29 protein-coding genes and 1 pseudogene are annotated in these 26,195 nt (G+C 58.5%); 6 read left to right on the top strand and 24 right to left on the bottom strand.

Translation table 11 applies throughout. The features are described from left to right. Positions 1 to 190: 190 nt before the first annotated feature. Complete coding sequence (gene hemE, locus PMI30_RS17025) at positions 191 to 1,258, top strand: uroporphyrinogen decarboxylase (protein WP_008009194.1); 1,068 nt, start codon at positions 191 to 193, stop codon at positions 1,256 to 1,258. A gap of 145 nt (positions 1,259 to 1,403) precedes the next feature. On the opposite strand, the gene PMI30_RS17030 is transcribed toward hemE, so the two are convergent. Beyond that, positions 1,404 to 2,645: an MFS transporter gene (locus PMI30_RS17030; protein ID WP_443216301.1), complete on the bottom strand. Its 1,242-nt coding sequence runs from the start codon at positions 2,643 to 2,645 to the stop codon at positions 1,404 to 1,406. A 152-nt stretch (positions 2,646 to 2,797) separates the two neighbouring features. Between PMI30_RS17030 and PMI30_RS17035 the strand changes: the two genes are divergently transcribed. After that, positions 2,798 to 3,700: a LysR family transcriptional regulator gene (locus PMI30_RS17035; protein ID WP_008009190.1), complete on the top strand. Its 903-nt coding sequence runs from the start codon at positions 2,798 to 2,800 to the stop codon at positions 3,698 to 3,700. A 53-nt stretch (positions 3,701 to 3,753) separates the two neighbouring features. On the opposite strand, the gene PMI30_RS17040 is transcribed toward PMI30_RS17035, so the two are convergent. Beyond that, positions 3,754 to 4,194 (bottom strand): hypothetical protein, encoded by a 441-nt coding sequence (locus PMI30_RS17040; RefSeq protein ID WP_008009188.1) that lies wholly within the window; start codon positions 4,192 to 4,194, stop codon positions 3,754 to 3,756. 102 nt (positions 4,195 to 4,296) lie between these two features. Then, complete coding sequence (locus PMI30_RS30575; protein WP_008009186.1) at positions 4,297 to 4,821, bottom strand: DUF4822 domain-containing protein; 525 nt, start codon at positions 4,819 to 4,821, stop codon at positions 4,297 to 4,299. Between the two features lie 271 nt (positions 4,822 to 5,092). On the opposite strand from PMI30_RS30575, the pseudogene PMI30_RS31685 reads away from it, so the two are divergent. Further along, positions 5,093 to 5,230: pseudogene (locus PMI30_RS31685) on the top strand (LysR family transcriptional regulator); the annotation flags it as partial. A 42-nt stretch (positions 5,231 to 5,272) separates the two neighbouring features. Here PMI30_RS31685 and PMI30_RS17045 read toward each other — a convergent pair. After that, a complete protein-coding gene (locus tag PMI30_RS17045; protein ID WP_008009183.1) occupies positions 5,273 to 5,527 on the bottom strand; it encodes a hypothetical protein in 255 nt (84 codons plus the stop codon). A gap of 37 nt (positions 5,528 to 5,564) precedes the next feature. Then, on the bottom strand, positions 5,565 to 5,948 hold the full coding sequence (locus tag PMI30_RS17050; RefSeq protein ID WP_008009182.1) for a DUF6124 family protein: 384 nt from the start codon (positions 5,946 to 5,948) through the stop codon (positions 5,565 to 5,567). 399 nt (positions 5,949 to 6,347) lie between these two features. On the opposite strand from PMI30_RS17050, the gene PMI30_RS17055 reads away from it, so the two are divergent. After that, positions 6,348 to 6,944 (top strand): helix-turn-helix transcriptional regulator, encoded by a 597-nt coding sequence (locus PMI30_RS17055; RefSeq protein WP_008009180.1) that lies wholly within the window; start codon positions 6,348 to 6,350, stop codon positions 6,942 to 6,944. Continuing rightward, positions 6,937 to 7,809: a queuosine precursor transporter gene (locus PMI30_RS17060; RefSeq protein WP_008009177.1), complete on the top strand. Its 873-nt coding sequence runs from the start codon at positions 6,937 to 6,939 to the stop codon at positions 7,807 to 7,809. The genes PMI30_RS17055 and PMI30_RS17060 overlap by 8 nt, the downstream gene beginning before the upstream one ends. Before the next feature lie 48 nt (positions 7,810 to 7,857). Here PMI30_RS17060 and queC read toward each other — a convergent pair whose 3' ends face one another. Beyond that, positions 7,858 to 8,547, bottom strand: a complete 690-nt coding sequence (gene queC / locus PMI30_RS17065; protein ID WP_032835306.1) for a 7-cyano-7-deazaguanine synthase QueC — start codon at positions 8,545 to 8,547, stop codon at positions 7,858 to 7,860. A gap of 332 nt (positions 8,548 to 8,879) precedes the next feature. Between queC and PMI30_RS0129665 the strand changes: the two genes are divergently transcribed. After that, positions 8,880 to 9,089 carry a helix-turn-helix domain-containing transcriptional regulator gene (locus PMI30_RS0129665; protein WP_157173025.1) on the top strand — a complete coding sequence of 70 codons (210 nt, stop codon included), beginning with the start codon at positions 8,880 to 8,882 and terminating at the stop codon, positions 9,087 to 9,089. Positions 9,090 to 9,347: 258 nt separating this feature from the next. On the opposite strand, the gene PMI30_RS17070 is transcribed toward PMI30_RS0129665, so the two are convergent. From PMI30_RS17070 to PMI30_RS17155, 18 genes are all read right to left on the bottom strand, one after another. Continuing rightward, entirely contained in the window at positions 9,348 to 9,794 is a 447-nt protein-coding gene (locus tag PMI30_RS17070; RefSeq protein WP_008009171.1) for a hypothetical protein, read from the bottom strand. A 29-nt stretch (positions 9,795 to 9,823) separates the two neighbouring features. Continuing rightward, complete coding sequence (locus tag PMI30_RS17075) at positions 9,824 to 11,050, bottom strand: beta-ketoacyl-ACP synthase (protein WP_008009169.1); 1,227 nt, start codon at positions 11,048 to 11,050, stop codon at positions 9,824 to 9,826. Continuing rightward, entirely contained in the window at positions 11,050 to 11,778 is a 729-nt protein-coding gene (fabG, locus tag PMI30_RS17080; RefSeq protein WP_008009167.1) for a 3-oxoacyl-ACP reductase FabG, read from the bottom strand. Before fabG ends, PMI30_RS17075 begins: the two co-directional genes overlap by 1 nt. Further along, the gene (locus tag PMI30_RS17085; protein WP_008009164.1) at positions 11,778 to 12,236 is read right to left on the bottom strand and encodes a hotdog family protein; all 459 of its coding nucleotides are present in this window, start codon (positions 12,234 to 12,236) and stop codon (positions 11,778 to 11,780) included. Before PMI30_RS17085 ends, fabG begins: the two co-directional genes overlap by 1 nt. After that, positions 12,233 to 13,429: a beta-ketoacyl-[acyl-carrier-protein] synthase family protein gene (locus PMI30_RS17090; protein WP_008009162.1), complete on the bottom strand. Its 1,197-nt coding sequence runs from the start codon at positions 13,427 to 13,429 to the stop codon at positions 12,233 to 12,235. The genes PMI30_RS17085 and PMI30_RS17090 overlap by 4 nt, the downstream gene beginning before the upstream one ends. Further along, positions 13,426 to 13,908 carry a DUF3261 domain-containing protein gene (locus PMI30_RS17095; protein WP_008009161.1) on the bottom strand — a complete coding sequence of 161 codons (483 nt, stop codon included), beginning with the start codon at positions 13,906 to 13,908 and terminating at the stop codon, positions 13,426 to 13,428. Before PMI30_RS17095 ends, PMI30_RS17090 begins: the two co-directional genes overlap by 4 nt. Then, a complete protein-coding gene (locus PMI30_RS17100) occupies positions 13,908 to 14,633 on the bottom strand; it encodes a class I SAM-dependent methyltransferase (RefSeq protein ID WP_008009159.1) in 726 nt (241 codons plus the stop codon). The genes PMI30_RS17095 and PMI30_RS17100 overlap by 1 nt, the downstream gene beginning before the upstream one ends. Next, a complete protein-coding gene (locus PMI30_RS17105) occupies positions 14,630 to 15,877 on the bottom strand; it encodes an NAD(P)/FAD-dependent oxidoreductase (protein ID WP_008009158.1) in 1,248 nt (415 codons plus the stop codon). Before PMI30_RS17105 ends, PMI30_RS17100 begins: the two co-directional genes overlap by 4 nt. After that, positions 15,864 to 17,024 (bottom strand): hypothetical protein, encoded by a 1,161-nt coding sequence (locus PMI30_RS17110; RefSeq protein WP_008009156.1) that lies wholly within the window; start codon positions 17,022 to 17,024, stop codon positions 15,864 to 15,866. Before PMI30_RS17110 ends, PMI30_RS17105 begins: the two co-directional genes overlap by 14 nt. Next, the gene (locus PMI30_RS17115) at positions 17,021 to 19,360 is read right to left on the bottom strand and encodes an MMPL family transporter (RefSeq protein ID WP_008009153.1); all 2,340 of its coding nucleotides are present in this window, start codon (positions 19,358 to 19,360) and stop codon (positions 17,021 to 17,023) included. Before PMI30_RS17115 ends, PMI30_RS17110 begins: the two co-directional genes overlap by 4 nt. Beyond that, on the bottom strand, positions 19,344 to 19,946 hold the full coding sequence (locus PMI30_RS17120) for an outer membrane lipoprotein carrier protein LolA (protein ID WP_008009149.1): 603 nt from the start codon (positions 19,944 to 19,946) through the stop codon (positions 19,344 to 19,346). The genes PMI30_RS17115 and PMI30_RS17120 overlap by 17 nt, the downstream gene beginning before the upstream one ends. Further along, positions 19,943 to 20,368 carry an acyl-CoA thioesterase gene (locus PMI30_RS17125; protein ID WP_008009147.1) on the bottom strand — a complete coding sequence of 142 codons (426 nt, stop codon included), beginning with the start codon at positions 20,366 to 20,368 and terminating at the stop codon, positions 19,943 to 19,945. The genes PMI30_RS17120 and PMI30_RS17125 overlap by 4 nt, the downstream gene beginning before the upstream one ends. Next, complete coding sequence (locus PMI30_RS17130; RefSeq protein ID WP_008009146.1) at positions 20,361 to 21,905, bottom strand: HAL/PAL/TAL family ammonia-lyase; 1,545 nt, start codon at positions 21,903 to 21,905, stop codon at positions 20,361 to 20,363. The genes PMI30_RS17125 and PMI30_RS17130 overlap by 8 nt, the downstream gene beginning before the upstream one ends. Further along, on the bottom strand, positions 21,886 to 22,833 hold the full coding sequence (locus PMI30_RS17135) for an LpxL/LpxP family acyltransferase (protein WP_008009143.1): 948 nt from the start codon (positions 22,831 to 22,833) through the stop codon (positions 21,886 to 21,888). Before PMI30_RS17135 ends, PMI30_RS17130 begins: the two co-directional genes overlap by 20 nt. Continuing rightward, positions 22,830 to 23,564, bottom strand: coding sequence for a glycosyltransferase family 2 protein (locus PMI30_RS17140; protein ID WP_008009141.1), 735 nt, complete (start codon positions 23,562 to 23,564; stop codon positions 22,830 to 22,832). The genes PMI30_RS17135 and PMI30_RS17140 overlap by 4 nt, the downstream gene beginning before the upstream one ends. 149 nt (positions 23,565 to 23,713) lie before the next feature. Then, on the bottom strand, positions 23,714 to 25,396 hold the full coding sequence (locus tag PMI30_RS17145; RefSeq protein WP_008009137.1) for an acyl-CoA synthetase family protein: 1,683 nt from the start codon (positions 25,394 to 25,396) through the stop codon (positions 23,714 to 23,716). Continuing rightward, a complete protein-coding gene (locus PMI30_RS17150) occupies positions 25,393 to 25,938 on the bottom strand; it encodes a hypothetical protein (protein WP_008009136.1) in 546 nt (181 codons plus the stop codon). Before PMI30_RS17150 ends, PMI30_RS17145 begins: the two co-directional genes overlap by 4 nt. Further along, entirely contained in the window at positions 25,935 to 26,189 is a 255-nt protein-coding gene (locus PMI30_RS17155) for an acyl carrier protein (protein ID WP_007903178.1), read from the bottom strand. Before PMI30_RS17155 ends, PMI30_RS17150 begins: the two co-directional genes overlap by 4 nt. Between the last annotated feature and the right edge of the window lie 6 nt (positions 26,190 to 26,195).

Raw genomic sequence — 26,195 nt, 5'->3', positions numbered from 1 at the left:
TCAGTCACCAGATGTATTGGCTGACACTCCGTCATCGCGAGCAGGCTCGCTCCCACAGTTGCTTCTCAGTGTTGCTAAACAGCGTGTTCCACCGCGACAAATTGACCCGATAGACAAAAGGAACGGCTCTTGCCGTGCCTTTTGCGTCGCGCTCTGAGAAAATGCCCGCACTTTTTTTCCGGATGCCGACATGACTGCCCTGAAGAACGACCGTTTCCTTCGCGCCCTGCTCAAGCAACCCGTAGACGTCACGCCTGTGTGGATGATGCGTCAGGCCGGTCGCTACCTGCCTGAATACCGCGCCAGCCGTGCCAAGGCCGGTGACTTCATGAGCCTGTGCATGAACCCGGCGTTCGCTTGCGAAGTCACGATGCAGCCGCTCGACCGCTATCCGCAACTGGACGCGGCGATCCTGTTCTCCGACATCCTCACCATCCCGGACGCCATGGGCCAAGGCCTGTACTTCGAAACCGGTGAAGGTCCGCGCTTCAAGAAAGTCGTCAGCACGATGGCTGACATCGAAGCCCTGCCGATTCCTGATCCGCACAAAGACCTCGGCTACGTCATGGATGCGGTCAGCACCATACGCCGCGAACTGAACGGCCGCGTGCCGTTGATCGGCTTCTCCGGCAGCCCATGGACCCTGGCCACCTACATGGTCGAAGGCGGCTCGTCGAAAGACTTCCGCAAGACCAAGGCCATGCTCTACGACAACCCGCAAGCCATGCACCTGCTGCTGGATAAACTCGCGCAGTCGGTCACTTCGTACCTCAACGGCCAGATCATGGCCGGCGCGCAAGCAGTGCAGATCTTCGACACCTGGGGCGGTAACCTCTCCGCAGCGGCTTACCAGGAATTCTCCCTGGCCTACATGCGCAAAATCGTCAGCGGCCTGATCCGCGAGCACGAAGGCCGCAAAGTGCCGGTCATCCTGTTCACCAAGAACGGCGGCCTGTGGCTGGAAAGCATTGCCGACGCCGGCGCTGATGCGCTGGGCCTGGACTGGACTTGCGACATTGGCGAAGCCCGCCAACGCGTCGGCAGCAAAGTCGCCCTGCAAGGCAACATGGACCCGACCGTGCTTTACGCCAAGCCAGAAGCCATTCGCGCCGAAGTCGGCCGCATCCTCGCCAGCTACGGCAAGGGCAGCGGCCACGTGTTCAACCTCGGCCATGGCATCACCCCGGAAGTCGATCCGGAGCACGCAGGTGCCTTCCTGCGCGCGGTGCATGAGTTGTCGGCGCAGTATCACGAGTGATCGTCGCCCGATAAAAAACCGCTTTTCTGTGGGAGCGAGCCTGCTCGCGATTAGCGGTCTGACAGTCAACTTAGATGTTGAATGTTATGACCCTTCGCGAGCAGGCTCGCTCCCACAGTTGTTTGTGGCTGACAGGATATTGCCGTCAGGCTTTCACATTTTCCAATGGCGGCAACTTCGCCAATTTCAACGCCACCAACAGCGCAATCACCAACAATCCGCCGATAAACAGCCCGATCCCGTTCCAGCCACCCAAGTGCCAGGCCACGCCGCCTGCCGTACCCGCGATACTCGACCCGGCGTAATAGCTGAACAGGTACAGCGACGACGCCTGTCCTCTGGCCTTGATCGCACGACGGCCGATCCAGCTACTGGCCACCGAATGCGCCCCGAAGAAGCCGAAGGTAAAGATCAGCATGCCGAGAATCACCAGCGGTAAAGGCGTGAACATGGTCAGGGCGATGCCCGCAAGCATGACCACGATGGTTGCCCAGAGCACTTTGCGCCGGCCGAGTTGGTCGGCCAGGGCGCCGATTTTCGCCGAGCTGTAGATGCCCGACAGGTACACCACCGAGAGCAGCCCGACGAAGGCCTGGTCCATATGGTACGGCTCGGCCAGCAAGCGATAACCGATGTAGTTGAACAGCGTGACAAACGCGCCCATCAGCACAAAAGCTTCGACAAACAACAGCGGCAGGCCGGCATCGCGAAAGTGCATGGTGAAGCCGTCCAGCAAGCTACGCGGATGTAACGAGCGAGCGCGGAAGTTGCGCGATTCGGGGAGGATTTTCCAGAACACCGCTGCGGCAATCAGCGCCAGGCCACCGATGACCAGCATCGCCGTGTGCCAGCTGACGAAGTCGATCAATACCCCGACGATCAATCGTCCACACATGCCGCCGATGGCGTTGCCACCGATGTACAAGCCCATGGCCAGACCAAGGTGCTGCGGGTGGATCTCTTCGCTCAGGTAAGTCATCGCGACCGCCGCCAGACCGCTCAACGACAGCCCCACCAGCGCCCGCATCACCAGCACGCCTTGCCAACTCGGGATCATCGCGCTGGCCATGGTGCAGAGTGCCGCAGCGAACAGCGCGGCGACCATCACTGGTTTACGCCCGATGCGATCAGAGATGGGGCCGGTGATCAGCAAGCCGATGGCGAGCATGCCGGTGGCCACCGACAGGATCAGACTGCTCTGGGCTGCGTTGATGGAAAACTCGTGGGACAGCAGCGGCATCATCGGCTGCACGCAATAAAGCAGGGCGAAGGTCGCGAAGCCGCCCGAGAACAGCGCCAGCACCGTGCGAATAAACATCGGCGTGCCTTTCTCTATGTAGATATCGCTTCGCTCGGCGACGACATCATCCAGCGCAGTGGGCGGAATTTCATGGGCGAGTGGGGCGACAGCAGTTTTCACTTCAGACCTCGGAGGGGCGCAGCCGGTCAGGCAATGAAAAAATCATATAGCTGCCTAATGATTCAATCCAATATATTGTTCGACCTGTTTGATAGGTTTTACGACCTAATGGAGTTTTCATGGAATTGCGTCACCTGCGCTACTTCATTGCCGTCGCCGAAGAACTGCATTTCGGCCGCGCCGCCCAGGTGCTGGGCATCTCGCAACCGCCGCTGAGCCAGCAGATTCAGGCGCTGGAGCAGGAGGTCGGGGCGCGTCTGTTCGAACGGACCAATCGTCGGGTCGAACTCAGTGAGGCGGGGCGGTTGTTCCTGGAAGAGGCGCGGCTGGTGCTGGCTCAGGTCGACAAAGCGGCGGATGTGGCACGGCGGGCACAACTCGGTGAACTGGGTGAGTTGAAGATCGGCTTCACTTCGTCGGCACCGTTCAACTCGACCATTCCCCAAGCGATTTTCTCGTTTCGCCAGCGCTTCCCGGCGGTGCACCTGAACCTGCGGGAAATGAGCAGCACTCAAGTGGCCGATGCACTGGTTGATGAGTCGATCGAAGTCGGGATCATGCGACCGCTTGGGCTGCCGGACTCGCTCAGCGTAGTGGAACTGATGCGTGAGCCTCTGGTGGCGGTGCTCAGCTCCAAGCATCCGCTGGTGAATGGCAGCGAAGAAGGTTTATTCCTCTCGGCGCTAGCCCTCGAACCGTTCGTATTTTTCCCGCGCAGCTATGGCAGTGGTCTGTACGCTCAGTTGCTCAGCCTGGCGCGGGATGCCGGTTTCAGCCCGCACTTCGCGCAAGAGGCAGGCGAGGCAATGACCATCATCGGGCTGGTGGCGGCAGGTTTGGGGGTGTCGGTACTGCCGGCGTCGTATCAGCGGATGCGTATCGATGGCGTGGTCTACCGCCCGCTGCTGGATCCGGAAGCGGTGTCGGCAGTGTGGCTGGTGCAGCGCAAGGATCAGAAATCGCCGATGGCCAAGGCGTTTGTGGAGTTGTTGACGCGTAAGGTTGAGCCTCTGAAGCCGTAACTACGGGTGCCCCCAGAGGGTAGATAATTAATTAACCGCTCAGTCAACTGGCATCACTGGGCAGTTTGCGTTTGCTGCGCTTTGTTTTGTTCTGCCAGTGCTATCGCTTTGAAATCATAGGTCGGATAGAACTCGGTTTTGTAACTTCCCCACGCTGTATTTTCAAGTGCAAGGTTTACTTCAGCAAGACGGGAGGCTGGGAAGCGCACTGTGACGACTTGTCCGATGCCCATCATTATGTTCCAACTGACAATCTCTACTCCCGCAGGTGGAAATACCTTATAGAATCCTTGTTTGGAAAGTTGGGCCTTTAGTTCACCCAATGGCCGTGACTGATCGTGCTTTAAAAATACGGTCAGCATGACGGCGTTGTCTGGTGTGGCCACGGCATTTTTTGCAGGGGAATTTGTTGTGGACTGTGCATTGACAACACCGCAGAAGGCCGAGGATATTAATAGTACAGATGCAAGGAGTGTTTTGAGTGATTTCTGCATATTGAAACTCCATGTTTTATTAAGAAGCAAAATTGATTCCAGGCGGTAACGCTGCTTCAGCAGAACTGCCTGGAATATTTAGTGTGCTGCGGGCGATTGCTTTTAGTTCGTGATGTTTGTATCTGGATCAATAGCGGACTTTGTTTCCACTGTTCCGGTATAGGGGGCATGAACTACATAGATACGCACTGGAGGGTTATTGGCTATCATGTCGCGAGGCACTTCGCGAGAATAGGTGAATTCATTTGGAATCAACGTTTCCAATCGCCTGGCCACGGTTTTGGTTGGCCCTACATCGGGCACTAAAATGTGGGTTTTTTGATCGCCAGTGACAAAAAAGTAACCTCCACCTCCATTGTCGTACTTTGATTTTCCCGTATCGGTGTAAAAGAACTCATAGCGATTGCGTTCGGGGTCCCACGTCGATATTCCGACCACGCCAGGATAATTCGCTTTTACGTCCGTTTGTGGTGCACCCTCTATATAGACCTTGGTTGTCAGCCATCGAGGGGAGGATGCCAGAGCTCGAGAATCGGCAGTGGTGGGGGCTTGTTGCGCAAAACTACCCAAAGAGCAAGACAATGCCGCAAGAAGCAGGCATATAGAAGCAATATTGTTTTTTTGCATGCGAATAACTCCTTATCTGTTTTTGTAGATTGCTCGCTATTTATTATCCAAATTCAATGCGTGAAAAGTATAGGCTGGGAATAGGGGGGGTCAATAGTTGGGTAATGACTTGTAATAATTTGGCGTTTCTTTTTAAAGTGATGCTTTGTCGCACTTGCTTTTAAATGTGTTGGTTGTTGGGGTTTGCCTATATGTTGAAATTACAAAGCTGGCTGTAGGGCGTTTCCGAAATTACATACTCCGTTTTCCTATGTTTCACTCGTTTGCCGAGGACTCAGATGTGGCAAGCCCGCTGCTTGATTCAGAAGTGTCGGCGGTGTGGTTAATGCAGCGCAAGAATCAGAAGTCGCCGATGGCCAAGGCGTTTGTGGAGTTGTTGACGCGTAAGGTTGAGCCTCTGAAGCCGTAACTATGGGTGACCCCAGTGAGGTCACCCGTTTTTTTCCAGGCACTACACCGAGACCTGCACCTGCAATCGTCGCCCGATGACATCCATCAAATCGCAACCATCGCGCAATGACGTCACCAATACCCGCGCCAGCTCGCTGTAAACGCCCTCGCTAAACGCGAAACTTTCCAGCAGTTGGGTCGCGGTACGAATGCGGTAGGCCGCGGTTTCGTGCAACACGTCCAGCGGTGCTTCGGTGTCGATCACCAACGATGCGATGGTGCAGTCGATGCCGGTGATAGGCATGTATCGATCCATGACAAAAAACCTCCATTTGGTAACAAAACGGGACTACTCAGCGTTGGCTGTTTGACGGAGCCTCAGGCAACCCCCCGGGCAGGTCCAGGTTGTCTAGTGCTCGATTTACCAATAGCTCGGCCAGTACGGCCAACTGCTGAATGGCCAGTGCCACATTGCGGCGAGAGCCTTCCAGTTCCCCGGCGAGATCGGTGGTCATGACATTCAGCGAGGCAAGGGTTTCGCAGGCGTGACAGAGCAAAGACTCCGTGTCGGCATTCGGGACGATGGTGAAGAGGTGACTGACAGGGTCGGGTTGGCCCGGATTGCGCAGACGGGCGCTGACGCGGCGTTCGGTGATTTGGGAGAGCTTGGGTAAATCGACGGTGTTGTCGGTTGATGGATTTTGCGAATCCGAGGGGGTAGGGGGGATCTTTTTCATATTGGAATTCCCTTCAAGATTTAAGAAACCACTGAGCCCATGCAACAAGCCAAGTTTGGTTGGCGACGTACAAAAGGGAGTGGAGCGGTAGATTTATTACCAGAAAATTCTATTTAATTAATCAAATAAATGAACATCTGCGCAATTAAATGATTCATTTCTTGTCAGGTGGATTTTGTAGGGTAGTGCCGTAAGAAATATATGTGGGAAGTTTCGCTGTGTGTTGTGTTGAATATCAACGGCGAGTTTGTTTTAGCGCTGGGGGGGGGCGAAATATTATCTAATGATTATTTAGCGTCTTTGTGATATTGATTTTGTATAAGGCCTGGTTCTGTAGGATGCTGGGTTCGCGAAACACCAGCGTAGTGCTGAAGGTTATAAGTACATGGTAAATATTTGATGCATAAAAAAGAAAAAACAGAAAATTTAAAAAATAATATTAAGTATCTGATAAAAAGTCGAGGAGAAACGCAGCTGTCCTTGTGTAATTCCAGTGGGCTGACCCGGACCACGATATATAACATACTGGAAGGGAGGGTGGTGAATGTTCAACGATCTACAATTCGCAAGATTTCTGATTTTTTTGGTGTGTCCTACAAAGAGATAGAAACAGTAAATTTTGAAGAAAAGGAAATAATTGAGAGCGACGTTTCGCTGCTGGGGAATATGAATCCGGCGGCTGTTCCGGTGGTTAAAGAGGCTCTGTTGATCAAGAGTCTGGAAAAAAGAATCGGTGAGTTGGCTGCCACTTACCCGCTTACTTACTATTTCGGATCAGCCTGCAACGTAATCGGTGTGTTATTAGAAAATGATATCCCGGGTGTCTATGAGTCAGGAGATTTGTTGATAGTAAAGAAAGGTTTGTCGAGGAGTGCCAGGGAGAAATTGGTGTATGAAAAGAGAACAGGGATTTTATATGTAGTTAGTAGCGCGTGTTTTGATTCTGATGTTTTCTGTGTTATAGGGGACGTACTGGAGCAACGATTCAATGGATGACGCTGCTGAGAATAGTAAATACAAGCTTCTTGGGTTTGAGAGCAACAAGAGTCTTGCTGTAGTCATGGTGATCTCTACAGGAAAAATTCTTCGAGTAAAACTGAACGAACTTTTGAAAAGCGAGATATTAGACAATTTAAGCAAGGTCGAAATTAAGGATGTTTACAGGAAGTTTTATTCTGGTGGGGCGGCGTTAACTGCATACGAAGTCAATGATCGCCATGAGCGGTCTTGGTTGACTTATGTGGTACTCAATCTTTTGCTTTTTGCGCTTTACATTTTTTCAAATGTAGCGGCCACGAAGCTTGTTTATCTTGAGCGATTTGATGTGGTTGTCACTCCTGGGGTTTTTCTATATCCGCTAACGTTTTTAATAGTCGATCTGTTAAATGAGTCTTATGGGTTTAAACTCGCGAGGAAGGCTATATTATTTGCTTTTTCAAGTAATGCACTCATTATTATCTTGCTTAGCACTACTAGCTATCTACCTGGACTGCCAGGTTGGAAGCTTGATGCTCCGTTTAGCGAGGTCATGACTCATGTATCTTCAGTTTTGATCGCTTCGTCTATTTCATTTATTTTTTCTGAGTACTTCAATTCTTATTTGTTATGCAAGATAAAGGAGCTCACAAATTCCAGGTTTCTATTTCTTCGAGTGTTCTTAAGTACCTTTTTTGCTGTGATAGTAGATAGTTTTATTTTTTGCTCTATTGCGTTTTATGGGGTGATGCCAAATAATGAAATATTAGACATAATTTATGTTCAGATAGCTATAAAGATGTGCTTTGCTGTCTTTAATGTTTTGCCTGCCTATGGAGTAAGGCATTTGTTTAGAAAATATGTGGCTGCGGTTTCGACGGCATAACGGAAAATGAAGGGGCGCTAATAGCTCCCCTTGTAGCGTACTTCTTTTTTAAATTTTTTCTTTTAGACTGGTCATCGTTTCTATTTTGTTTTTCATGAACTTATCTAATCCTTTTGCACGAAGGATGCACGCATCACATTGGGTGCAACCACTTCCCTTTATGCCGTTGTAACACGACAGAGTATGGTGGCGAATTAAGTCTAGCTGTTTGTAGTGATCGGCCAGCGCCCAGGTTTCTGCCTTGTTTAACCACATAAGTGGGGTTTTAATTCGTAATTTATAGTCCATCCCCAGTTCAACGGCGTTATTCATAGCCTTGATGAATTCATCCCTGCAATCCGGATAGCCTGAGAAGTCGGTTTCACAAACTCCCGTGATTACAGTCTCGGCACCCACTTGATAGGCATAAATAGAAGCAAGCGTTAAAAACAGAATATTCCGGCCAGGTACGAAAGTGTTTGGCAGGCTCTCCCCTGAGCAGGCAGAAATTGGTACTGGGATGTTGTCGCGGGTAAGGCTACTGATCGCTAACTCATTTAATAATGAAGTGTCGAAAACCTTGTGCACTGTCACGCCAAGCTTTACCGAAAGCTGTTGCGCAACTTCAATTTCTGCGCGGTGGCGCTGTCCATAATCGAATGTAATGCAGTGTATTTCTTCGTAGTTTGGCAATGCGTGGATCAAGCAGGTTGTTGAATCTTGGCCACCACTAAAAACGATCACCGCTTTTCTATTCATGTTTTTCATCCCTGGAGTACCCCGACATGTCGCTGGGGTATCGACCCTATCGCGAAACTTAAGGTCTCGCTGTGGGACGTTTCCGAAATGACAGACGGCGCTTTCCCTAGTTTCATTTCTTCGCTGGGCGTGGAGGCTTGGCAAAGCCGTCTTCATGGGGTCGGAGTGGTTGAATTACGGTTGTGTTGGTGACTACGCAACATTGCGGCATTACCTACAAATGCATCAGAAACCACCGACTTGTGTGCTTTCCTGGCCTTCGGTAATTTTATTGTCAGTGTTACTACGCGGAAATTTCAGGATGCGAGGTTTGTCGGAAGGCACCAGCAGGCATGAAAACCATGACCGAACAATTCAGTCGATGGGACTCCGCTGACTATCTCAAAACAGAAGATGAGAGGGCTGAATATCTAGAAGTTTGCATGGATGCAATGAGAGGTGATTTGGAGTTTATCGCCAAAGTGCTTGAGACGATTGAGCGTGCTCGCGGCAGGGATAGATTCTTGAACGATACTAGCGGCGTTGCCGAAAGGGGCTTGTAAGACTCTGAGGATCCTGGACAAACAGCCATCGCAGAGCCAGACAGGTAAAGGGCGATGACAACCCGACCTGTTTGAAAAAAGGGCGCCGAAAGGCGCCCTTTGTCATTGTGGCGAGGGAGCTTGCTCCCGCTTGAGTGCGTAGCGCTCACAAAATCTTCAGTGATGTCAGGATTTGGGGGCTGCTGCGCAGCCCAGCGCGAGCAAGCTCGCTCGCCACAGGACGAGCGTTCGGCTCGTCCTCCTATTGAACTCAAGGTCTTACTGAACCTTCGCCAAATCCCCTTTCAACGCAACGCCCGCCATGAGCGCCCCTGCGTGGCACTCATAATTCTTGGCATCCTTGCGCTCATTGCTTTTGTAGAAGCTGACGATGTTGGTCACGGCGTTGGCGCCGGCGTTCTTCGCGGCCTGGTGCAGGCTGATGATTGCCGATTGCGCGACCCATTCGCAGGCCACTTCGTCAGACTTGTTGAAGGCGTTGGTTTTCTTGTTGGTCACGGCACCTGGGCTGACTACGGTGACGTTGCCAGTCGGTGTATTGCCTGCCAGGTAGAACTTCACGCTGCCATCGATTTTGCCGGCACGGGTTGCTTCGGCGACTGCTTTGTCAAAAGGCAGATACACCGCGGTGTCACGGGCCTGGCTGATGCTTGGCAACGCGCAGATCAGCAAGGTGGTGGCGGCAGCGAGTTTCTTGAAGTGCATGAAGGTCTCCTTGACCCTGAGTTATTCGATTACGACCAGCGGCGGAAAATCAACGAGGTGTTGACCCCACCAAAAGCGAAATTGTTGTTCATCACGTACTCATTGCTCATCTGCCGGAACTCACCGCGCAGGTAATCGAGCGTGCCGCACTTCGGATCGACCTCATCGAGGTTGAAAGTGTGCACGTACTGGTCGCGGTTCATCATTTCGATGCTGAACCAGGACTCCAGCGCGCCGCAGGCTCCCAGGGTGTGGCCGAGGAAACTCTTTTGCGAACTGATTGGCATGTGTTCGCCGAACAACGCGCTGGTGGCCAGTGTTTCGGCAATGTCGCCCTGTTCTGTCGCGGTGCCATGACCGTTCACATAGCCGATGTCCGAAGGCTGCAGCCCGGCGTCTTCCAGGGCGAGTTCCATGGCCCGGCGCATGGTGAGCTGCTCCGGACGGGTGGCGTGCTGACCGTCGGCGTTGCTGCCGAAACCGACGATCTCGGCGTGGATGTGTGCGCCGCGTGCCAGGGCGTGTTCGAGCTCTTCGAGCACCAGCATGCCGCCGCCTTCACCGATCACCAGGCCATCGCGGCCGGTGTCGTAAGGGCGAGGGCTGGTTTGCGGGGCATCGTTTTTCAGGCTGGTGGCGTAGAGCGCATCGAACACCATGGCTTCGGTCGGGCACAGCTCTTCGGCGCCGCCGGCGAGCATCAGCGGCAGGCGGCCGAACTTGATCGATTCGTAGGCGTAACCGATGCCCTGGCTGCCGCTGGTGCAGGCACTGGAGGTCGGGATCAGCCGGCCGGTGAGGCCGAAGAAAATGCTGATATTCGCCGCCGTGGTGTGCGGCATCATCCGCACGTAGGAGTTGGCGTTCAGGCCTTCAGCCACCGAGTTGAGCAGCATATTGCCGAACGCCTTGATCTCGTCGGTGCTGCCGGTGGAGGAGCCGCAGGAAACGCCCATGCGCCCGTCCTTGATCGATTCGTCACCCAGCAGACCGGCGTCCGCCAACGCTTGCTCAGCAGCACCAACAGCGAGCCGCGAGACGCGGCCCATGCTGCGCAGTTGCTTGCGGGTCCAGTGGCTCGGCACTTTGAAGTCGTCGATCGGCCCGGCCAGGCGGGTGTTGAGTTCGGTAAAGCGATCCCACTCGTCCATGCGGCGGATGCCGCTGCGATTGGCGGCGAAGTTGGCGGCGATGGTGTCCCAATCGCTGCCCAGTGAGGTGATGCCGGCCATGCCGGTGACGACGACGCGCTTCATCAGCACAGGCCTCCATTGACGGCCAGAACCTGCCGGGTGATGTACGACGCTTCCGCCGACATCAGGAAATTCACCGCACTGGCCACCTCTTCAGGGGTGCCCATGCGTTGTGCGGGGATCATTTTCATCAGTTCTTCCACCGGCACATTTTCATCGAGCATCGCCGTGTCGATCAGGCCGGGTGCGACACAGTTAACCGTGATTTTGCGTTTGCCCAGTTCGATCGCCAACGCCTTGGCTGCGCCGATCAAACCGGCCTTGGACGCGCTGTAATTGACTTGCCCGCGATTGCCGATCAACCCGGAAACAGAGGTGATGCAAACAATCCGCCCGGCGGCGCGACGACGGATCATCGGCATCATCACCGGGTGCAGCACGTTGTAGAAACCGTCGAGATTGGTGCGCATCACCAGATCCCAATCCTCCTCGCTCAGGGCCGGAAAAGCACCGTCGCGGGTCAGGCCGGCGTTGAGCACCACGCCGTAATAGGCGCCATGGGTTTCGACGTCGGCTTCAAGAATAGCTTTGCAACTGGCGCGGTCGGACACGTCGAATTGCAGGATGCGCGCGTTGCGGCCCAGGGTCTCGACTTCGGCCTTGACGGCTTCGGCGTCCGCGAGACCGCTGCGGCAGTGCAGCACGATGTCATGCCCGGCCCGGGCCAGACGCAACGCAATGGCGCGGCCGATACCACGGCTGGAGCCGGTGACCAGTACGGATTCAGTCATCACTCGACTCCTTGGGGTTCATGAAGATATTGCGCGGCCTGAGGCGGGCGAAACACGTTCAGCCGGGCGGTGGCGTGGATGCCGGGGGCGGTGAGGTGGCATTCGAACACACCCATGCCGTTGTCGTCTTCCAGCGAGCGTATTCCATGGATGGTCAACTCGGTGCCGGCGGGGAAGTGTTCCACGTTGCATTCGAATTTACGGGTGCCGAGCAGGAAACCCAACTCCACCGCATTGCCTTTCTGGCGTGCATGGCAGCCGGCGTATGCGGCGACGCTCTGGGCCATCAGCTCGATGCCGACCCAGGCTGGCAGGCTGCCGTCGGGGCGATTGAACAGGCCGCCGGGTTTGACGGTGAGTCGGGTGTGAATCTGTTCGTCATCGAACGACAGGATCTGCTCGATGAGGATCATGTCGCCGGCATGCGGCAGCAGTTCGGCGAGCGGCCAGGCAATCATGGGGCGTCTCCGATAATCAGGCTGACGTTATTGCCACCGAAGGCAAAGGAATTGCTCATCAGGTAGCGAGGTGCAATGGACGTCAGGTGGTCGGTCGGGGTCACCCAATGCAGGGCCGGCAATTCAGGATCGGGCTGGCCGTCCCATACGTGGGGCGGCAACGCATGTTCGCGGTTGTCCGCGCTCAGGCTCAACCAGCAGAACGCCGCTTCCAGGGCACCGGCAGCGCCGAGGGTATGGCCGGTCATCGGTTTGGTCGACGAGCAGGGCACGCCTTGCGGGAATAGCGTCGTCACGGCCAGGCTTTCCATGGCGTCGTTGTGTTGCGTGGCGGTGCCGTGCAGGTTCAGATAGCCGATCTGCTGCGGTTGCAGGCTTGCGCGGCTCAAGGCTTTGCGCATCGCTTGCAGGGCGCCACGGCCGGTCGGTTCCGGCGCGGAAATATGGTGTGCATCGGAGCTGGCGCCACTGCCCAGCAGGGCAATCGCTTGGCCGTTGCCGGCGTTTTTGCTCATCAGAAACAGCACCGCCGCTTCGCCGATGTTGATGCCGTTGCGGTTGGCTGAAAACGGATTGCAGCGCTGTTCGGACACCGCTTCCAGGGCCGAGAAACCGTTGAGGGTCAGCTTGCACAAACTGTCGACACCGCCGCACAACACGGCGTCGCACATGCCCAGGTCGAGCAGTCGTTGAGCACTCATCAGCGCGCGGGCGCTGGAGGTGCAGGCGGTGGAAATCACATAGGCCGGGCCGCTCAATTGCAGCCAGTCGGCGAGAAACGTCGCCGGCGCGCCGAGTTCCTGTTGCTGATAGTCATAGTCGGCAGGGAACTGGTGCTCTCGGATGTAATGGGCAAGACCGCTGCTGGCCTCGTCGATGCCCGAGGTGCTGGTGCCCAGGATGACGCCGATACGGTCGCGGCCGTAGGTCTGGATCGCCTGCTCGATGTCTTCGCGAATTTGCAGCGCGGCCTCCAGCAGCAATTGATTGTTGCGACTGCTTTGATGCGCCAGCTCAGCCGGAATCGGCGCCAGCTCGCCGCGCACCGCCGCGACTGGCAGCGTGCGTTCCGCCACCCAGCCGGCCTCGCTGCGCATGCCCGAGCAATCGCCGGCAAACAGGTTGCGGGCGACTTCCTGCTTGTCGCGGCCCAGGGCGCAGATCACCCCGAGGGCGTTCAGATAGGCCGTCATGGCGTGTGCTCGCCTAACGGAGTGACGCGATAGTGCGGGCCTTGGGACACGTTCAATTCAAAGCTCAGTGGTTGTGAATAGCGGATGTTCCAGCGTGGTGACAAGGAGCGTTGCCCGCCATCCTGCCGGGCGGCGGGATAGTTGCCATGCAACTCGCCCGCAGGGGTCAACGCAAACAACAAGGCTGCGAACAGCTCCCGGGCTTCCGGATTGGGCGGCAGCAGGCCGTCGGCCTGCCATTGGCCATCGATCAGTTTCTGCCGTGCCACGGGAATCCCCAAAGGGTCCATCATCGACCAACGAATGCCCGGGCCTTCACGCTGGATTACCAGCAGCCAGTCCTGACGCTGTTCGGCCATCTGACGCTCGATGTGCAGTTGCAGCGGCAACGCCAGGTTCGGGGTTCGCTCTGGCAACGGTGCCTGGCTGGCGCAAGCGCTCAGCAACAGGGCACAACCCAGAAGCAGGAAACGGATCATCAGGCACACCCTTCAAGAGTCTTGCGCGCGACTACATTGACCAGGGTTTCTTCCCGTTGGCCAAAGGGTTTTGGCTGGCGCAGGCCGAAGCGTTCGAGCAGGCCGAAATCCTTGGCGCGGCTCCACCACAAGTAAGGGTAAGACACGTTCTGCGGGCCGAATTCAAAACCCTGTCGACGGATCATGTCCAGGTAGCCGGCAGCGCTCTTTTGCACGTGCATCGGGTGGCGGAACAGCCAGCGAATCACCCACGTATCAATGTAAGCCTCGGTGGACTCGGCGAACAGCAAATAACCGCCCGGCTTGAGCACTCGATAGAACTCGGCCAGGGCCTGTTCCTGCTCGACAAGGTGATGGAAGGTCTGGTGACAGAACAGCAGATCGACACTGGCGTCCGGCACTTTGATGCTGGCGCAGTCGCTGCCGAGCAGCTCTACATCCATGCCCTGGCGGGCCGCTTCCGCACCGCTCAGGTTCAGGCTGTGAGGGTCGGCATCCAGCCCGATCAGGCGCAGAGGCGCGAAGGTCTGGCGCAGGTACTGGAACGACTTGCCCTGGCCGCAACCGGCATCCAGCAATACCGGGTTGTCGGGCAATGGCGCGCTGAACAGGTTGCGCAAATCATTGATCGCCACGCGCAATACATGGTGCTGCCAGGTGTGACTGCGCAGGAACCAGAAACCGAAACGGGTTTCTTCGACGTAGTTGTCGCTCAAGTAACTCATGTCGGATCCTGTGCGCAAAGGTCCGAGATCATCCGCAGTCGACGTTTGGGTTCGCTGACGAACGGGTTGCGTTCATCCCAGGCGTAACCCGCGAGGATCGAGCTGATCATGCGGCGGATATCCGCTGTGCCGCCCTGATAGAAAATCACATCCTGGAAGGTCCCCGCGTACCAGCCTTCGACGTAGCAACGGAAGGTGTCGACGCCGCGCTTGAGCGGTTCGGCGAATTCGGTCTGCCAGTTGACGCTTTCACCTTGCAGTTGGCGGTGCAGCACCCCGGCGGCCATGCTCGCCGAACGCATGGCGATGGTCACGCCGGAAGAGAACACCGGGTCGAGAAATTCCGCCGCATTGCCCAGCAGGGCGAAACCTGGGCCATGCAGGGTTTTGACGTTGGCCGAGTAACCACCGATGGTCCGCGCGGGCGTGTCCCACACGGCATTGTTCAGCACAGCGGCCAGGCTTGGGGTTTCGGCGATGAAGCCGCGCAGGCAGTCGTCCAGATTCTCGGTGCGGCCTTCGAAGTGTTCGGCGGCTGCCACCACGCCCACCGAGCAACGGCCGTTGCTGAACGGGATGGTCCAGAACCAGATATCGCGCTGGGTCGGATGGGTGGTGATGAGGATTTTCTCCCGGTCGAAAGCCGGACTGTCGATGCAATCTTCGACGTGGGTGAACACGGCCTGGCGCACCGGGAAATTCGACGGTGCTTCAAGGTCGAGCAAGCGCGGCAGCACGCGACCGTAGCCGCTGGCATCAAGCACGAAGTCGGCTTCGACGCGGTACTGGCTACCGTCTTCGCGAAGCACGTCGAGCTGCGGTTTAGGCAGGCTGAAATCGGCGCTGACGATGGCTTCGCCGTAACGGACTTCGACACCTTGCAGCTCAGCCTGATCGGCCAGCAGCTTGTCGAAATCGGCGCGCTGGACCTGGAACGTCGTCGGCTTGCCGTTGCTGAACGTATCGCCGAAATCGAAGGCGCTGTACTGATCGCCCCAAGCGAACGCCGCCCCGTTCTTGCGCTGGAAACCAGCCGCATTTACTGCCTCGAGCATGCCGGCTTCTTCGACGAAATCCAGGCAGTGGGACAGCAGGCTTTCACCGATGGAAAATCGTGGGAAATGCTGGCGTTCGATCATCAGCACATCATGACCTTTACGCTTGAGCAGCGCGGCGGCGATGGCGCCCGAGGGGCCAGCGCCGATCACCAGTACCTGACGACGTTCCATTTCAACTGTTGGCACGGGTGCTCCTTGCCGGGGCGGCGATGTTCAAAGGGATTCGGTGCATGCCGGCGAGTGCCGGCAGCAGGGTTGCGATCAAGCCCATCAACATCAGCGCGAAGTACAGCGCCGGGCTGATGAGCTGTTGTTGCAGCAGCAGGTTGAGAAAAACGATCTCGCTCAAGCCGCGAATGTTCAGCAGGAGACTTTCCCTCCAGCGGCTGGCACCTTCAAACGAGGCGCCGCCCCAGCCCAACCCCAGCCAGTTGCCCAGCAGTTTGCTGGCAATCGGTAGCAGCAGGAGTGCCGCCAGTTGCACCCAGCCGAGGCTGGCCATAGCGCTGTGCACGTTGATCTGCACGATGCCGAACGTGAGGATCAGCGGGATGGCGATCCAGGTCTGCAAACGGCTCATCCACGCCGCCGACAATGGCAGCACCAATGGTACCTTGAGCGCGGCCATGCACAGCAGATAGCCGATGCCGAAAATCAGCGCATTGAGTTTGAAGTGTTCGGCGACCACCAGCAGCGCGAAGAAGCAGCCGCTGTGCAGCAACGGTTGGCGCAACCTGAGCAGTCGCAGCAACAACGGCAGACAGGCGCCGGCCAGCGGCAGCAAGAGGCTGCTCAGGTGCAGGCTGCCCTGGGCAAACGCGAACAGGGTCCAGCAGGTCAGGTCGATCAGGATCGCGGTCTGCACCAGGCGTCGGGTGGCAGCGGGCGGGTAGTTGATGTGTCGCAGGTACAGATACAACACCGGAATCGCGGTGATGGCGAACAGCAGACCGACCGCCAGCGAGCTGATCCACGGCTGCGGCGGCAACAGCCAGACCGCTGTCGCCAGCCCGCAGGCAAACGGGATGCAGAAACTCGGCAGGGCGATTTTCAGGCTCTGGCGTTCCAGCCGCAGGTCGATCACGTCGCTGAGGATGTGCCCCAGCAGCAAGGCAAAGCTCAGGCTGTAGAGGTTCTTCAGCCAGCCCGGCGAGATCAGGTTGGCACCGCTCAGGTGCCAGCCCGGTTCGATCCAGAAGTACATCAGCAACGGCAGGCCGAAGGTCGCCAGCAGCAACTGGCTGACGATCGGAATCAGACCGAAATGACGACCGACACGGGTGGCCACGGCGAATAACACCAGGGCCATCACCCAGAACACCGCGACCATCATGCTGCCGGCTCCGTAACTGGGGCGGCGTGAACTTGGCGTCCGGCCCACGGTGCCAGGATGAAACTGAATGCCAGGCCCAAGCTCACCGACAAGCCGAAGTTGCTCACTGCCGGCGTGCTGGATACTGCCAGCAAGCCAAACGACAACCAGGTGGTCACCGCCGCCAGCAAGGTGCCCAGCAGACTCGCCGCGGCACCGCCGATTTGTTCGCGCATGAGGATCGCGTAATCGACGCTGATGGCCGTTACCAGCAGCAGGCCGAACAGGCTGAACAGTGTCAGCGGCTGACCGAGCCAGCCGAGGCTTGCCAGACTGCACAGGGCCGCCAGCAGCGGCAAAGAGACGATACGCAGCGCGCCACCGAAACCGAATGGCAGGATCAGTACCAGCACGATCAGCACGCAGGAAGCGAGTTTCAATTCAGCGGCGCTGATTTGAGTGGCGGCGAAAACCTGGTTCAGTTCGCCGAGGCGGTCCACCAGTTCCACACCCGGCAAGTCCAGGGCCTGGACCCGCAACAGCGTGGGATTGTTCAAGCCTTGCAGGCTGACCATCGCGGCCACGCCGTCATCGGTCGGCCCCAGCCACAGGGTGCGGTAGGGCTCGGCCAATGGGCCGGCCAGCGCTGTGTCGATGTCTTCGGTGGGCAGCGCCTGCAACGTTGCCAACTCGGCCTGCAACGCGGCGGCCGGTACGCCGAGGTCGAGCAACGGTTGCCAGAACTGTGGCAGCTTGCTCAGTGCTTCACGCACTTTGCGCTGCTCGCTCGGTTGGCTGACCAGTTGATTGAGCGACAGGTAGCCCTGGAGTTTTTCCAGGTTGACCAACTGATCCAGACGCTCGCTCAGTGCCGTCTGGCGTTCGAGTAATTCTTGCTGATTGGCCGCGCGCACCAGGAAGAACTGGCTGGTGGGTTGATAGCCGGTGATGCGTGCGATGGTCTGGGCTTCGTCAGTCAGTTGCTGCGGTGCGCCGACCCATTGGCGAATATCGTTTTTGCTCTGCAGCTGCAACAGACCGCCGACACAAAAGGCGATCAGCAGTGCCAGCAGTACCGGTGAGCGTACGTATTTGAGCAACGTTTCACGCAGCTCCAGCAATTTCTCGGCGATGCGCATGGGCCACTGCGCCGGGCGCAGAACCACGCCCTTGAGCAGCGCCGGCAGCAGGCACACTGCCGACAGGTAGGCGCCAAGCAGGCCGGCGGCGGAGAACACGGCAATTTGGGTCAGGGCCGGGAACGGCGTCCAGGCCAGGGCCAGGTAGCCGATGCAACTGGTGATCAGGCTCAGCGTCAGCCCCGGCAGGGTCAGGCGTAACGCCGGCCAGCTGTGCCAGGGTTTCAGGCTCCAGCTTTTGGACAGGTAATGCAGTGGGTAATCCACCGCCACGCCGATCAGGCTTGAGCCCAACACCAGCGTCATCACATGCATGTGGCCGAACAGCGCCACGCAAGCCACCGCACCGAACAACATGCCCACCAGCACCGGGACGAACGCCAGCAACACTCGCCAACGCCGGAAGGCCAGCAACAGCAGCAACAGAATCCCGACCGTGGCGCCACCACCGACCCAAGTCATTTCGCGCGCGGCTTGCCGTTGACCGCTGGCGGCATACAGCAGGCCACTGGCGGCGAGCAGTTGCACATCCGAGCGGGCGGCTTCTTCGCGACTGTGTTGCAGCAGGTCAGCCACTTGCAGCGGCAGGTTCATATCGAACGCGTTGCCGACGGTTCGCGCCCGCAGCATCACCCAACTCTTGCCGTCGGCATCGGCAACCAGCGCACCGCTGCCGATGTCCAGTTGTACCGAGCCGTGTTGCGGCTGGCTGTTCTGGATGCGCCCGGTCAGGCCGAGCCAGTCGTCCTGGCTCGGTACCAGGCTGAAGCCGGTGAACGGGTCGAACAGGGCTTGTACCCGTTGCTGGATAAAGGTGTCGGGGTGCTCGATGAGTTGCTGCCGGTCGGCCACGGACAACATCGCCAGTCGGCCTTGCAGCAATTGCGTGCGCAGCGCCGGCAAGTCGGCCTGCAGGTTCCACTGGACCTTTTCGAACACGCCGCTGGCCTGCCACTGCTCGCCCAGCTTTTGCGCCATGGCGATGGCTTGCTGGCGGTCTTGATGGCCGACCAGCACCAGCATTTCCCGGTTCAGCGGTTCTTGCATGCGCTGTTCGGCGCGCAGTTCCAGCGCGTCTGGCGCCGTGCCTGGCACCAGTTCCATCAGATTGGCCGACAGCGGTGCACCGTCACGCCATTGCCAGCCGGCGAGCGCGAGCACCGCCAGCAGCAGGATCAGAAACAGCCGCGGCAGCATCCGTTCACTCGGCAAAGTCATGTTGCTCCGCATCGCTCAAAGGTTGTGCGCTGGTGCTGTCCTGCATGCGCAACAGGGTTCGGTCACCCTGGGTTTCGAGCAGCTCGATGCTGTGCACCAGTTCGCCGCCGTCAATGTTGATCTGATTGAACACCTGCTTGAGCAGCATCGAACGCGGGGTCAGGGTCAGTTTCCAGTTCTGGGCATCGCCGCTCAGCGCAAGCTCGAAATCCCTTTGCAAGCCGCTGCTGTCGCCTTGCAGCACCGCGAGGAACAAGCGGTTCTGTTCGGCGCCGGCACTTTTGTTCGGCAGCATTTGCCAACCGTTGGCATCACGCCGGGCAATGCCCTTGGCGCTGATGCGGTAGTCCTGTTGTAGCGGGGTTTTCAGCAGCCAGAGCAAGCCGTGATTCTTCGCCAGAACGAAGGTGCCCTTGCTGGTCAGCGGCTGGGGCAGGGCACGCAGGTGTTTTTCCTGGACGAAGCTGCCGTGGATCACATCGGGTTTGGCCAGTTGATCGCTGAGCTGTTGCAGATCGAAGGCCTGCGCCAATGATGAGAGCCCGAGCAACGCTAAAGCGCCAAGGCATTTGAGGAGCGAGTTCATGGCAGCATCCTTTCAACCGCATCGGTGAAAACCTTCGGTGAAGCCAACTGCATTTCGCGGCTGCTCATGTCGACGGCGACTTGTACGGAACAGGCGCGGGTCAGACGTTCGCCGGTGGCCAGATCGCTGATCAGATAACTGATCTTCAGGCGGTTTTCCCACTCCACCAGGCTGGCACGCACATTCAGCTTCTGGCCGAACACCGCGCCGCGCACATAGCGCAGCTGCAAGTCGATCACCGGCCACGCGTAACCCGACGCCACCATGGCGTCGTAGTTGTGGCCGATCCTGTCCAGCAGCGCACAGCGGGCGACCTCCAGGTATTTGACGTAATGGCCGTGCCAGACCACGTTCATGGTGTCGACGTCAAAGAACGGTACGAGGATTTCCGTGTCGGTGTGAAGCACTCCCTTGCTACGCATGCAGCCTCCAGTGTTGTTCAGCGATGCGTTGCAGGCACAGGCGCAATTCGCCTTCAAGGGCACGGTCTTCGATGACCGGCGGGAAGTCCTTGGCCAGCTCAAAGTGCATCGCAGCCAATGCCGGTGGCAATGGGCGCGCGTCTTCAGCCTGGCCGCGCAGCCAGACGCCCTGGTTGGCGGCGAGCAAGGTGGCAGCGGCGACCTGTTCGGTCAGCTCCAGCACACGGATGGCGTCGCGGGCGGCGATCGTGCCCATGCTGACTTTGTCCTGATTGTGGCACTCGGTGGAACGCGAGAAGACGCTGGCCGGCATGGTGTTTTTCAGGGCTTCGGCGGTCCAGGCGCTGGTGCCGATCTGCACCGCCTTGAAGCCGTGATTGAGCATCGCGCGGTCGGCCGTGGCACCGGACAAATTGCTCGGCAGGCCGTGGTTGTAGCGCTCGTCCACCAGCAGGGCGAGCTGGCGATCCAGCAAGTCAGCGACGTTGGCCACCAGGGTTTTCAGACTGTCCATGGCGAATGCGATATGGCCGCCGTAGAAGTGCCCGCCGTGCAGCACGCGTTCGGCTTCGGCGTCGATAATCGGGTTGTCGTTGGCGCTGTTCAGTTCGATCTCGATGAACGAGCGCAGCCAGTTCAGGCTGTCGGCCAGCACGCCGAGCACGTGCGGCGCACAACGCAGGGAATAGCGGTCTTGCAGGCGATGCAGCGGCGCGGTCGGCGCATCGATCGCCAGATCCTTGCGCAACCAGGCGGCGACTTGCATCTGCCCTGGATGGGGTTTGGCGGCGAACAGACGCTCGTCGAAGTGCTCCGGGTTGCCTTGCAAGGCAACTACGTTAAGTGCGGTGATGCGCGTGGCCAGTTGCAGCAGGTAATCAGCGCGCGCATAAGCCAGGCAGGCGATGCCGGTCATCACGGCGGTGCCGTTCATCAACGCCAGCGCTTCTTTGGGGCGCAACACCAGCGGTTCCCAGCCCAGTTCGCTGTGCACATCGGCGGCTTGTCGACGCTCACCACGGAACATCACTTCGCGCTCGCCGGACAAGGTCGCGGCGACGTAGGACAGCGGCGTCAGATCACCACTGGCGCCCACCGAACCTTCTTCCGGAATCAACGGCAGAATGTCGTGTTCGAGGAAGCCTTGCAGGCGCTCCAGCAATTCCACGCGCACCCCGGAAACGCCTTGGCACAGCGACTGCAAACGCGCCGCCAGCACCGCGCGGGTGGCCTGGGCGTCGAGCAGTTTGCCCAGGCCGCAACCGTGAAAGGTATACAGATGACGGGGCAGGGCTTCGACGTGGTGCAGCGGCACCGCCACCACACAGGAATCGCCATAACCGGTGGTCACACCGTAGATCACGCCTTCCTTGTCCAACAGGGAGTCAAGGAACTGCGGACCCTTGGCGATGCGCTGGCGAAACTCAGCGTCGCCCTGCAACTGCGTCGGCACCTGACGGTTGGCCAGGGCCAGCACGTCTTCGATGCGCAAAGGGAGTTCGCCGAAGGTTACCGGCTCAAGCGTTGGCGTCGTCATCGGTCTTCCAGAAAGGGTAAAAGTTGAACCATTGTTGGGGCGCTTCGAGGCAATAGTGACCCAGGCGTTCGGCGTAGCGGGAGGCCCACTGATGAATGACCTGTTCGCGGTCGCTGCGTTTCCACACGATGGCGTCGGCGAACGGTTCGAGGGTCAGTCGATAGTCGCCAGTGGGTTTCTTCAGGCACAGCATCAGGTTGATCGGGCATTTCAGCAGGCCGGCCAGCAACCATGGGCCCTGAGGGAACGCGGCTTGATGGCCGAGGAAATCCACGCTCACGCTACGCCCGCCATGCAACGGCACGCGGTCGCCAGCAATCGCCAGCCATTCGCCGCGCTCCAGGCGTTCATGCAGTTGCAGCATGATCACCGGGTCCAGCTCGCTGACCTGAATCAGCCGCAGGTTGGTCGCCCCGGCTTCGCCCAGCAGACGGTTGAATTGTTCGGCGTGCTTGGTATGCACCAGCACGTTCATGGTGACTTTTTCGCCGATCTCGGCCAGCGCCCGGCAAACCTCGAGATTGCCCAGGTGCGCACCTACTAGCATTTGCCCGCGTGTGCCGCGCAGTTTATTGCGCAGCAGCGCCGGGTCGATGATTTCGATTTGATCGATGCTCAGCTTGCCGTTCCACACATCGAGTTTGTCGAGCATGGAGTCGGCGAAAGCCATGAACTGGCCGAACACCCGCCAATGGCTCGGGCGCAATTCGCTACGGCCGCTCCAGTCAGCGAGCCGCTGCTGGTATTGCCAGGCGCTTTTGCGGGCGCTGCGCCCGAACAGGAAAAAGTACAGCACGATGCCGTACAGCAGCGGGCTCAGCAGTCGGCGACCCAAGACTTTTGCGCAGAGCGCGGTGAACTTCATCAACCAGAAGCTGCCGCGCTCCTGGCGGTCGGCCCAGTGCTGTTTGTCTGCGTTGTCGCTCATGCTCGCCACCGTCGCCAGAGGATCACCGGGGCCCGCAGCAACATGCCGAAGAACAGCCGGGTGTGCATGCTCGTAATCAGCACATTGTCGTGGAACAGGCGAAAATGCGAGACGCCATCCGAAGGGTAATGGACCCTGGTTTTCAGCCACTGCATCGGCAGATTACGCCAGGCCAGGCGCACCAGGATGTCGGAGTCGAAGTCCATGCGTTTACCAATCCTGGCCGAGTCGATCAGTGCCAGGGTCGGTGGCAATGGGTAGACGCGGAAGCCGCACATGGAGTCGCGAATCTGCAACGACAGGGTGTTGATCCAGACCATGATGTGCGTCAGGTAGCGGGCGTACAAACGACCTTTCGGCACACTGGCGTCGTATTGCGGATAACCGCAGATTACCGCCTCGGGATGGGCACGCGAATGCTCGATGAAGACCTTGACGTCTTGCAGGTCGTGCTGACCGTCGGCGTCCACCTGCAAGGCGTGGCTGAAGCCCAGGCGCGAAGCTTCGCGCAAGCCGGTCATCACCGCGCCGCCCTTGCCTTGATTGACGGTGAGCCTGATCAGGTAAACCCGGTCACGCTGGGCCAGTAGGTCAAGCACCTTGGCGCAGGCCGGGCTGCTGGCATCGTCCACCAGAATGCATGGCAAGCCACTGGCAAGCAGCGCATCGACCACGGCGGTGATTGCGGTTTCGTGGTTGTAGACCGGGATGATTGCGCAGGGGTTATGCATGTTGGCGTACACCTGAAGGATCGAGGTGCCTGCATCGCGAGCAGGCTCGCTCCCACATTGGATGTGTGTCGAGCACAGATTGGACGCATGGCCGCGATTTATTGTGGGAGCGAGCCTGCTCGCGATTGAGTGCGCAGCACTCACCAGAGTTATGCATCGCTGGCAGCCTCCAGCAAAATCCGCCCACTGGAGCAGGTAGCGGTTTCATTGCGATAGGCGAAATACAATTTACTGCGTGCCGAGTCGAAGCGCAGGTGCAACTGGATTTCATCACCGGGGCGTACCAGTTGCTGAAATTTCAGCACTTCCATACCGGCGAATCTTGCCGGCAGGTCCATCAATTGCTGGCCCAGGTTCAATGCCCAATCCACCTGCACTACGCCGGGCAATACTGGCGCTCGGGGAAAGTGTCCGCTGAAATACGCCAGGTCTGGCGGGACGGCCAGTTGCAGGCTCCACTCGCCATCGGCTTCGAGCTGCTCCAGCACTTGCGGCGCCTTTGGGCGGGGCGCCAGCAGCAGGGCTTCGACCTCGGCCTGGGGCAGTTTGCCTTGCGCGTTCAACGGCAGTTGCCGCAACAAGCGCCAGCGGCGTGGCAGGGCCAGCGTTTCACAATGCTGACTCAGATGCTGACGCAATGCTTGAGTGAGGCTGCGTCGTCCCAGATTGCGCAGGGCATACAAACCTTGCTCGCTGAGCACCAACAGCGCCCCTAATGAGGCGCGGTTTTCCTGAACCACGCCGAGGCGCGCTTCGGCGACCCAGTCGTGAGCCGTCAGCGCTTGTTCGAGCATCGGTAGCGAGATACGTTTTTCTTCCAGTTTGACGATTCGGTCCAGCCGTCCCAACAGCTCGAAACGGCCGTCGGCGGCGATGCGCGCAGCATCGGCGGTGTGTTCGATGTGGCCGGCCGGCAAGTACGGTGAAGCGATAAGCAGGGCGCCATCGCTGTCCTGGCTCAGTGCAACATCAGCGAAGGGCTGCCAGAGATTTTGGCCCTGGCGCCAGGCGATGCCGCCGGTTTCCGAACTGCCGAAAATTTCTGTCGGCCATTGTTGCAGGCGCTCATGCAGGCTTTGCGCCGCTTCGGCGGGCAGCGCGCCACCGGAGGAAAACACTCGGCGCACCGCCCTCAGCGCTGGCCAGTCGAGGTTATCGCCCATGCGCTTGAGCAGCGCCGGGCTGGCGACCCAGGCGAAGGCCGGGTGTTCGCGGCTGGCGCGCTGCAAGTCTTCCGGGAAGGCCAATTGTTTGCGCACGAACGAGCGTCCGGCGCACAACGGCCACAGCACCCGAAACAGCAACCCGTAGATGTGCTGGGTGGCGACGCTGCCAATGATGCAGGCCTCGCCCATATCTGCGCCCCACAGGTGCTCCAGCGCTTGGACTTCATTGGCCAGTTGGCGCAGGGTTTTGTCGATGCGCTTGGGTTCACCACTGGAACCGGAGGTGCACAGGCTTAGCTGACAGCGATCCAGATCCAGCAGGCTGGCCGGCAGCGGTGGATGCTGATAATCGCTCAGGTGCGCATCCTCGGCGTGATCGGTCAGCCACAGATCGACCTCGGTCGACCAGCGCTGGCGCGTCTGCGCTTGCAGGTCGGCGGGCAGCAGCACGCTGACCCCGGCACGCCAGGCGCCGAGCAGGGCAATGGCCAGGTCGGCAGCGTCCTCAAGGTGCACGGCGATGCGCTGCACGCCTTGCGCTTGCAGGCCGGCAGCCAGGCTCAGGGCCTGCTCGCACAATTGCGCGTGATTCAACGCCGGTTCGGCCGTCACGGCACGGTCCGGCTGAGCCTTGAGCAACAGTTGCTCAAGTGTTATCCAATTCATGGGCGGCCTCTTACCCGTTGTCGTATCAGCCATTCAATGGCAAACATCAGGCCGATCAATCCATAGGAGATCAGGCCGGTGTACAACATCCACCAACTCAGCGGCGCCCAAAGGGTCAGGGCGGCGGCGCACAAGCCGTTGCAGAGAAAAAACACGCTCCAGGCAATCGTCACCTGGCGGGTGTAGCGAATGGCCCTGGCCGGTAATTCCGGTTCTCGCAGACGGGCTAGGCGCTCGGCCATCGGCGGGCCATATTTCAGGCTCAGCCCGAACAGCACCAGCATGAATGCGCTGATCAGCACCGGGTACCAGCGCAGCAGCACCGGGCTGTCGAACAACGCCAGCAGCAGGCAGAACGCGATGGCGACCATGGCCATCCACAGGCTTCCAGGTCGCCGTTCGCCAGTCAGCGCCCGCGCCAGCCACAGGCTACCCAGCAGCAAACCGAACTGCCACGGGGCAAAATGCTCCATGCCGAAATACACCGCAAAGGGGTACAACAGGCCTGCCAGCAGCAGGCCCAGGCCGATCAATCGGCTCATGCGGCCGGTTGAACCAGACGGTAGACCGCCTCGACCACGTCGCTGACGGTACGCACCGATTTGAATTCTTCGGCGGCGATTTTCTTGCCGGTCTGGCGTTTGATGTGATCGATCAGGTCGACTGCATCGATGCTGTCGATTTCCAGATCCTGATACAGGTTGGACCCCAGACTGATGCGCTCGGGCTCCAGCTCGAAGAGTTCGACCAGAGCATCGCGCAGGGTATTGAAAATATCGTCACGAGTTTGCATGGTCCG

Origin of the sequence: Pseudomonas sp. GM50 (assembly GCF_000282375.1) — a bacterium.
Taxonomy (GTDB): Bacteria; Pseudomonadota; Gammaproteobacteria; order Pseudomonadales; family Pseudomonadaceae; genus Aquipseudomonas.
The sequence above is the reverse complement of the archived record's forward strand: the minus strand, read 5'-3'. Positions and strand labels throughout refer to the sequence as shown.

Coding starts and splice junctions, on each gene's coding strand:
- PMI30_RS17095 (WP_008009161.1), bottom strand. CDS start 13,908: ATGATCCGTTTCCTGCTTCTGGGTTGTGCCCTGTTGCTGAGCGCTTGC.
- PMI30_RS17110 (WP_008009156.1), bottom strand. CDS start 17,024: ATGATGGTCGCGGTGTTCTGGGTGATGGCCCTGGTGTTATTCGCCGTG.
- PMI30_RS17100 (WP_008009159.1), bottom strand. CDS start 14,633: ATGAGTTACTTGAGCGACAACTACGTCGAAGAAACCCGTTTCGGTTTC.
- PMI30_RS17130 (WP_008009146.1), bottom strand. CDS start 21,905: ATGACGACGCCAACGCTTGAGCCGGTAACCTTCGGCGAACTCCCTTTG.
- queC (WP_032835306.1), bottom strand. CDS start 8,547: ATGAATAGAAAAGCGGTGATCGTTTTTAGTGGTGGCCAAGATTCAACA.
- PMI30_RS17150 (WP_008009136.1), bottom strand. CDS start 25,938: ATGAGCCGATTGATCGGCCTGGGCCTGCTGCTGGCAGGCCTGTTGTAC.
- PMI30_RS17090 (WP_008009162.1), bottom strand. CDS start 13,429: ATGACGGCCTATCTGAACGCCCTCGGGGTGATCTGCGCCCTGGGCCGC.
- PMI30_RS17060 (WP_008009177.1), top strand. CDS start 6,937: ATGGATGACGCTGCTGAGAATAGTAAATACAAGCTTCTTGGGTTTGAG.
- PMI30_RS0129665 (WP_157173025.1), top strand. CDS start 8,880: ATGAAAACCATGACCGAACAATTCAGTCGATGGGACTCCGCTGACTAT.
- PMI30_RS17125 (WP_008009147.1), bottom strand. CDS start 20,368: ATGCGTAGCAAGGGAGTGCTTCACACCGACACGGAAATCCTCGTACCG.
- PMI30_RS17040 (WP_008009188.1), bottom strand. CDS start 4,194: ATGCAGAAATCACTCAAAACACTCCTTGCATCTGTACTATTAATATCC.
- PMI30_RS17085 (WP_008009164.1), bottom strand. CDS start 12,236: ATGATTGCCTGGCCGCTCGCCGAACTGCTGCCGCATGCCGGCGACATG.
- PMI30_RS17045 (WP_008009183.1), bottom strand. CDS start 5,527: ATGGATCGATACATGCCTATCACCGGCATCGACTGCACCATCGCATCG.
- PMI30_RS30575 (WP_008009186.1), bottom strand. CDS start 4,821: ATGCAAAAAAACAATATTGCTTCTATATGCCTGCTTCTTGCGGCATTG.
- PMI30_RS17135 (WP_008009143.1), bottom strand. CDS start 22,833: ATGAGCGACAACGCAGACAAACAGCACTGGGCCGACCGCCAGGAGCGC.
- fabG (WP_008009167.1), bottom strand. CDS start 11,778: ATGACTGAATCCGTACTGGTCACCGGCTCCAGCCGTGGTATCGGCCGC.
- PMI30_RS17145 (WP_008009137.1), bottom strand. CDS start 25,396: ATGAATTGGATAACACTTGAGCAACTGTTGCTCAAGGCTCAGCCGGAC.
- PMI30_RS17050 (WP_008009182.1), bottom strand. CDS start 5,948: ATGAAAAAGATCCCCCCTACCCCCTCGGATTCGCAAAATCCATCAACC.
- hemE (WP_008009194.1), top strand. CDS start 191: ATGACTGCCCTGAAGAACGACCGTTTCCTTCGCGCCCTGCTCAAGCAA.
- PMI30_RS17055 (WP_008009180.1), top strand. CDS start 6,348: ATGCATAAAAAAGAAAAAACAGAAAATTTAAAAAATAATATTAAGTAT.
- PMI30_RS17140 (WP_008009141.1), bottom strand. CDS start 23,564: ATGCATAACCCCTGCGCAATCATCCCGGTCTACAACCACGAAACCGCA.
- PMI30_RS17115 (WP_008009153.1), bottom strand. CDS start 19,360: ATGACTTTGCCGAGTGAACGGATGCTGCCGCGGCTGTTTCTGATCCTG.
- PMI30_RS17120 (WP_008009149.1), bottom strand. CDS start 19,946: ATGAACTCGCTCCTCAAATGCCTTGGCGCTTTAGCGTTGCTCGGGCTC.
- PMI30_RS17075 (WP_008009169.1), bottom strand. CDS start 11,050: ATGAAGCGCGTCGTCGTCACCGGCATGGCCGGCATCACCTCACTGGGC.
- PMI30_RS17070 (WP_008009171.1), bottom strand. CDS start 9,794: ATGCACTTCAAGAAACTCGCTGCCGCCACCACCTTGCTGATCTGCGCG.
- PMI30_RS17035 (WP_008009190.1), top strand. CDS start 2,798: ATGGAATTGCGTCACCTGCGCTACTTCATTGCCGTCGCCGAAGAACTG.
- PMI30_RS17155 (WP_007903178.1), bottom strand. CDS start 26,189: ATGCAAACTCGTGACGATATTTTCAATACCCTGCGCGATGCTCTGGTC.